This is a genomic window from Amycolatopsis sp. NPDC021455 (assembly GCF_040640995.1).
In the GTDB taxonomy this organism is placed as follows: Bacteria; Actinomycetota; Actinomycetes; order Mycobacteriales; family Pseudonocardiaceae; genus Amycolatopsis.
Window position 1 is genome coordinate 76590 of sequence record NZ_JBFACT010000039.1, and the last position, 6252, is coordinate 82841.

A 6252-nucleotide genomic window follows, 5' to 3' on the forward strand; every position below is an offset into this window, starting at 1 on the left:
CAGCGGCTACCGGCCGAGGATCCGGTCGATCTCGGCCAGCTCGTCCTCGGCGAACTCGAGGTTCGCCGTCGCCGCGACGGTGTTCTCGAGCTGCGCGACACTGCTGGCCCCGATCAGCGCCGAGGTGACGCGGCCGCCCCGAAGCACCCACGCGATGGCGAGCTGGGCGAGCGTCTGCCCGCGCCGCTTCGCGACGTCGTTCAGCGCGCGGACGGTCGCCAGGGTCTCCTCGGTGAGCCGGTCGGTGGTGAGGAACGGGCTGGCGCCGGCCGCCCGCGAGCCGGCGGGGACACCGTCGAGGTAGCGGTCGGTCAGCAGGCCCTGGCTCAGCGGCGAGTACGCGATCGAGCCGACGCCGTACTCGTCGAGGGTGTCCAGCAGGCCGTCCTCGACCCAGCGGTCCAGCATCGAGTACCGCGGCTGGTGGATGAGCAGCGGCGTGCCGAGTTCCCGCAACGCGGCGAGCGCGGCCGTGGTCTGCTCCGGCGAGTAGTTGGAGATGCCCGCGTAGAGCGCTTTCCCGGACCGGACGGCGGTGTCGAGCGCGCCCATCGTCTCCTCGATCGGCGTCTCCGGATCGGGGCGGTGCGAATAGAAAACGTCGAAATGGTCCAGGCCGGTGCGCGCGAGGCTCTGGTCGAGGCTGGCGAGCAGGTTCTTGCGCGAGCCCCATTCGCCGTACGGGCCGTCCCACATCAGGTAGCCCGCCTTGGACGACACCAGGATCTCGTCGCGGTACGGGCGGAAGTCGGCGGCGAAGTGCCGCCCGAAGTTCGCCTCGGCCGCGCCCGGCGGCGGGCCGTAGTTGTTGGCCAGGTCGAAGTGCGTCACGCCCAGGTCGAACGCCCGGCGCAGCACCGCGCGCTGGACGTCGAGGGGCTTGTCGTCCCCGAAGTTGTGCCACAGGCCGAGCGACACGGCGGGCAGCTTCAGCCCGCTGCGCCCGGCCCGCCGGTAGGGCATGCCGGCGTACCGGTCTCCGGCCGCGACGAAAGGCGACATGGTTCTCCTTGTCGGATGAGGTCCTCGGAAGTCTAACGACGCGGCAGCAGCGCGCCGGCGAACGACGCCGCGGGCGGCAGCGCGGGCAGCAGCGTCGCCTGGTAGGCGTGGTAGATGTCCGGTTTGCCGGCCCACACGGTCGACGCGGGCCGGTTCTGCGGGTCGAGCTCGTGGTGCCACGACCCGAGCTCGCGGTCCACGAAGCAGTTTTCCGCGTGCTCGCACCACTCCCGGAACCGCTCGAGGTACGCCGGGTCGCCGGTTTCCTGGTGCAGCGTCCACGCGGCGGCCATCGCCTCCGTCACCACCCAGTGCAGGCGGTTGCGCACCACCGGCGTCCCGGCGAAGTCGGTGGTGTAGACGAACCCCGCCCGGCCGTCGACGGCCCAGCCGGTCCGAACCGCCGTCCCGAACAGCGCGACGGCGTCGGGCACCAGCCACGACGGCGCCTCGTCGCCGAGGGCGCGGGCGAGGTGCACGGCCAGCCGCGCCCATTCGAAGAGGTGCCCGACGGTCGCGCCGAACGGGCGGAACGGGTGGGCGGGTTCGTCCCGGTTGAACTCCAGGCGCACCCGCCAGTCCGGGTCGTAGTGTTCCGGGAGCAGCCAGCCGTGCGCGCGGGCTTCGCCGTGCACGAGGTGTTCCACAATGGACAAAGCGCGCGTCGCCCACACCCGGTCGCCGGTGACGTCGGCGGCGGCCAGGAACGCCTCGACGGTGTGCATGTTGGCGTTGGCCCCGCGGTAGTCCTCCAGGCGCGTCCAGCCGCGGTCCCAGACGTCGGCGACGAGCCCGGGCCCCGGTTCCCAGAACCGGCGTTCGACGACTTCGAGCGCCTCGGCCAGCAACGGTTCGGCGCCCTCGGCACCGGCGGCGGCCGCGCTCGAGGCCGCCAGGACGACGAACGCGTGCTCGTACGCCCGCTTGTCGGCCAGGGCCGCCGTGGCGTACCAGCCGCCGTGCTCGCCGTCCCGCAGCGGGCCGGCCAGCGCCGCGACGCCGTGCGCGACCTGCTCGCCGGTGTCCGCGCCGTGCAGGGAAGCCAGTGCGAAGACGTGCGTCATCCGGCAGGTGATCCAGGTCTCGACGGGACGGTCGAGCACCGGCCGCCCGGCGTCGTCGAGCCACGCGAACCCGCCGCCGGGGTGCGCCGCGCGGGCGGCGAAACCGAGCAACCGGGCGGGTTCGGCGCGCACCCAGGCGGGTACCGAAGACGGACTGTCCACTCTCTGCCTTTCTCCACGTGCCCGCCCCGTGCGGCGGCCTCCGCCAAGGTAGGCCAAGGCGGCCGCCCCGGTCACCGCGGGATGTTCCGGAAGTGACCGCCGCCGCGTATCCTCGTCGTGAGAGCGCTCCCAGTCTTCGACGCACGCTACCCAATGAAGGGACAGACGTGACCAGGAGACGAAGTACCATCCTCGCCGCCGTCACCGTGCTGCTGGCGAGCCTGACCGCCGTCCTGCTGAACACCGGCACGGCCGAGGCGCACGGCGCCATGATGAAACCGGGCAGCCGGACCTTCCTGTGCTGGCAGGACGGGCTCAGTTCGACCGGGGAGATCAAGCCCGTCAACCCGGCCTGCGCGGCCGCGGTGGGCGTCAGCGGCGCCAACTCGCTGTACAACTGGTTCGCCGTGCTGCGATCCGACGGCGCCGGGCGCACGCGGGGGTTCATCCCCGATGGGAAGCTGTGCTCCGGCGGCAACCCGAACTACGCGGGCTTCGACGGTGTCGGCGCGTGGCCGCTGACCCACCTCACCGCCGGTGCCCAGTTCGACTTCTCGTACAACGCGTGGGCCGCGCACCCGGGCTGGTTCTACCTGTACGTGACCAAGGACGGCTGGAACCCGAACCAGCCGCTGACCTGGGACTCGCTGGAGGACCAGCCGTTCCTGACGGTGGACCACCCGCCGGTGACCGGCCAGGTGGGCACGGTGGACGGCCAGTACAAGTGGAGCGGCGCGCTGCCGTCGAACAAGACCGGCCGGCACCTCATCTACTCGGTGTGGAAGCGCTCCGACAGCAACGAGACCTTCTACGGCTGCTCGGACGTCACCTTCGACGGCGGGCACGGCGAGGTCACCGGCGTGAAGGACCCGGGCACCCCGCCCTCGTCGACCACGCCGACGACCACCACCGGCACCCCGCCGCCGGGCTCGTGCATGGCGATGTACGAGATCACCCAGACCTGGAACGGCGGCTACCAGGCCACGGTGACGGTGATGAACCACGGCACCACCCCGTACAGCAGCTGGCAGGTGAACTGGACACTGCCCGCGGGCCAGACGATCGGCAGCGTCTGGAACGGCACGCTGAACCAGTCCGGCTCGGCGGTCACGGTCCGCAACGCCAACTGGAACGGCCAGGTGGCCGCGGACGGCCAGACCACCTTCGGGATGGTCGTCAACACGACGGGAGGCAGCGCCGCGCCGTCGCCGACGTGCCAGGGCACCTGACCGTCTCCTGTGGACAGTCCGTGAAGGCCTCCTTACCGGCCTTTAAGGCCGGTAAGGAGGCCTTCACGGATGGGCGGGGCCGGTGCTGCCGCGGGTGATCAGCCGCGGCCGGGACGTGGACACGTCGCCGGTCGCTTCCCCGGCCAGCACGTCGTGCAGCACCGAAGCGGCGAGCGCGCCCAGCTCGCCCAGGGGCCGCCGGATCGCGGTGAGCGCCGGGCGGACCAGCCGGCAGAGCGGGGTGTCGTCCCACGAGACCACCGAGAGGTCCCGCGGAACCGCGAGGCCCAGCTCACGGGCCGCGGCGAGCGCGGCCACCGCGAGGCCGTCGGTGTCGCACACCAGCGCGGTGGGCCGCGGCCGCCCGGCCAGGACCCGGCGGACCGCGTCGGCCGAGGGCTCGGGGTGGGCCGGACCGGCGGGGAACGCCCGGTGCCGGGCCGCGTGGTCGGCGAACACGGCCGCGCCCGCGACGCGGACGACGCGCCGGTGTCCCAGCGCGGCCAGGTACTGGAGCACCTCGGCGGCCCCGGTGGCGTCGTCCACCCGCACCGACGGGACGCCGGGAACCCCGCCCCGGCCGCCGAGCACCACCGCCGGCAGGCCGATCCGCACCAGCTCGGCCGCGCACCCCGGCTCGGTGAGCAGCACGCCGTCGACCTTCCGTTCCGCCCGCCAGCGGCGGTGGATCGCCAGGGCGGCGTCGCGGCCGGCGGCGACCTGGATCAGCAGCTCGTCGGGGAAGCCGTCGAGCAGGGCGGGGACCACCACCTCGAACGGCCGGTCGAGTACCAGGCCGATCGCCCCGGTCCGGCCGCCGGACAGCGCCCGCGCGGTACTGCTCGGCGCCCACCCGAGCTCCTTGGCGATTTCGGTGATCCGCGCCCGGGTCGCCTCGGAGACACCGGGACGGCCGTTGAGGGCGTAGGAGACCGCGCCCTTGGAGACGCCGGCTTCTTTCGCGATGTCGGTGATCGTCGGACGCTTCATCGCATCCCTTCGTCGAGCCACCAGGGGACCGGCCCGCGGTCCGTGTTCGTCCGGACACCCGCTGTCGTGCATCTTGACACTCGCCGCACCCGGAAACGAGACTCGCTCCGGGAGCGCTCCCAGCCAACGAGGGACGGGAGCCGGTCTCCCTTGGGGAGTGCGCGCAGATGAGGCAGATCCGAAGACGGCTGGCCTTCGCCGTCGCCGTCGTCCTGCTGGTCCTGACCGGAGGGTGCGGCCCGCGCGCGCAGGAGCACATCACGCTCACCATCGCCACGTTCGGCGAGTTCGGCTACGACGACCTCATCCCCGGGTACGAGTTCACCCACCCCGGGCTCACCATCCGCCAGGTCCACACCGAACAGGGCGGGCCGTACCACCAGGACCTGCTCAAGAAGCTGCAGGACGGCCGGGACCTCGCCGACATCCAGGCCGTCGAAGAGGGCCACCTCGCCGACGTGCTCGCGCAGTCGGCGAAGTTCGCCGACCTGGCCGAGGTCGGGCCGCCCGACGTCAAGCCGGGCCGGTGGCTGGAGTGGAAGTACGAAGCGGGCCGCAGCAAGGACGGCAAGCTCGTCGGCTACGGCACGGACATCGGCCCGCTGGCCATGTGCTACCGCAAGGACTTCCTCGAAACGGCCGGGCTGCCCACCGACCCCGGCTCGGTGAAGACGATGTTCGCGACCTGGGACAGTTTCTTCAAGGCGGGCGAAAAGTACGTCAAGCGCTCGCACGGGAAACCGTGGTTCGACTCCGCGGCGCAGATCTTCAACGCCATGGTGAACCAGCTCCCGGTCGGTTACCTCGACCGCGAGGACCACTCGACGCTCGAAACGAACACCGCGTTGAAGGACGCCTGGGACAAGGTCTCGACGGCGGTGAAGCAGGGGCAGTCGGCCGGGCTCACCGCGTTCGCCGACGACGGCAACAACGGGCTGCGCCTCGGCGCCTTCGCGACGAAGGTCTGCCCGTCGTGGATGCTCGGCATCATCGAGCAGCAGGCCGGGATCGCCAACGCCGGCAAGTGGGCGATCACCGACGCCTTCCCGGACGGCGGCGGCAACTGGGGCGGCTCCTACCTGACCGTGCCGGCCGCGAGCCCGCACCAGAAGGAGGCCGCCGCGCTCGCCGCCTGGCTGACCGCGCCCGAACAGCAGCTGCACGCGTTCCGGGTGAGCGGGAACTTCCCCAGCCAGGTCGACGCGTTCACCTCGCCCGACCTGCTCAGCGAGATGAACAGCTACTTCGGCGGCGCGCTGAGCGGGCAGGTCTTCGTCGCCCAGGCCCGCAAGGTCGGGAAACCGCAGTACAAGGGACCGGGCGACGGCAAGATCCAGGAGACGGTGATCGCGCCCGCGCTCAAGTCGGTCGAGCAGGGCGCCGACCCGGCCGCCGTCTGGCAGCAGGTGCTGGCCGGGGTGCACCGGCTCGTTCCCTGACCGGGTGATCCCCGGCCGGGGTGCCGGGCGCACGGGCACCCGGCGGTACGGGCGATCGCATCGCCGGAGAACAAGGGTTCGCACGCGTTCCACACCCGGATGGGGTTCGTCACCGAACCAGGCCGAAGGAGTTCGAGGGGGTTCGCTTCCGCAGGGATCCCGGCCGGCACGCCGGAAAGGGTGCGCGGCGGGGTCCGGCCCGGCGTCGTGGCGACGTCGAGCCGGACCCCGCTGTCCCGCGCGGCCGGGGAGGCGGCCGAGCGGGGCCCGGCGGGGGGGCCGGGCGGGGCAGACCGCCCCCGGTGCAGATCGGGAGAGCGGGGGGGGGGGGCAGAGTGGGCGGGCCGGGGTGTAGAGCGCGGTGGG

Annotated in this window: 5 protein-coding genes; 2 read left to right on the forward strand and 3 right to left on the reverse strand. The window is 72.5% G+C overall.

All coding sequences use genetic code 11. From position 1 onward, the window contains the following. Positions 1-6 precede the first annotated feature (6 nt). Together AB0G28_RS32470 and AB0G28_RS32475 are read right to left on the reverse strand one after the other, a co-directional pair. A complete protein-coding gene (locus tag AB0G28_RS32470; RefSeq protein WP_361097758.1) occupies positions 7-1002 on the reverse strand; it encodes an aldo/keto reductase in 996 nt (331 codons plus the stop codon). Positions 1003-1034: 32 nt separating this feature from the next. After that, on the reverse strand, positions 1035-2228 hold the full coding sequence (locus AB0G28_RS32475; RefSeq protein ID WP_361097761.1) for an AGE family epimerase/isomerase: 1194 nt from the start codon (positions 2226-2228) through the stop codon (positions 1035-1037). Positions 2229-2395: 167 nt separating this feature from the next. On the opposite strand from AB0G28_RS32475, the gene AB0G28_RS32480 reads away from it, so the two are divergent. Continuing rightward, positions 2396-3457: a lytic polysaccharide monooxygenase gene (locus tag AB0G28_RS32480; RefSeq protein WP_361097764.1), complete on the forward strand. Its 1062-nt coding sequence runs from the start codon at positions 2396-2398 to the stop codon at positions 3455-3457. A 63-nt stretch (positions 3458-3520) separates the two neighbouring features. Here AB0G28_RS32480 and AB0G28_RS32485 read toward each other — a convergent pair whose 3' ends face one another. Further along, on the reverse strand, positions 3521-4447 hold the full coding sequence (locus AB0G28_RS32485) for a LacI family DNA-binding transcriptional regulator (RefSeq protein ID WP_361097768.1): 927 nt from the start codon (positions 4445-4447) through the stop codon (positions 3521-3523). Between the two features lie 167 nt (positions 4448-4614). Between AB0G28_RS32485 and AB0G28_RS32490 the strand changes: the two genes are divergently transcribed. Further along, the gene (locus AB0G28_RS32490; protein ID WP_361097771.1) at positions 4615-5886 is read left to right on the forward strand and encodes an ABC transporter substrate-binding protein; all 1272 of its coding nucleotides are present in this window, start codon (positions 4615-4617) and stop codon (positions 5884-5886) included. The last annotated feature ends 366 nt before the right edge of the window (positions 5887-6252 follow it).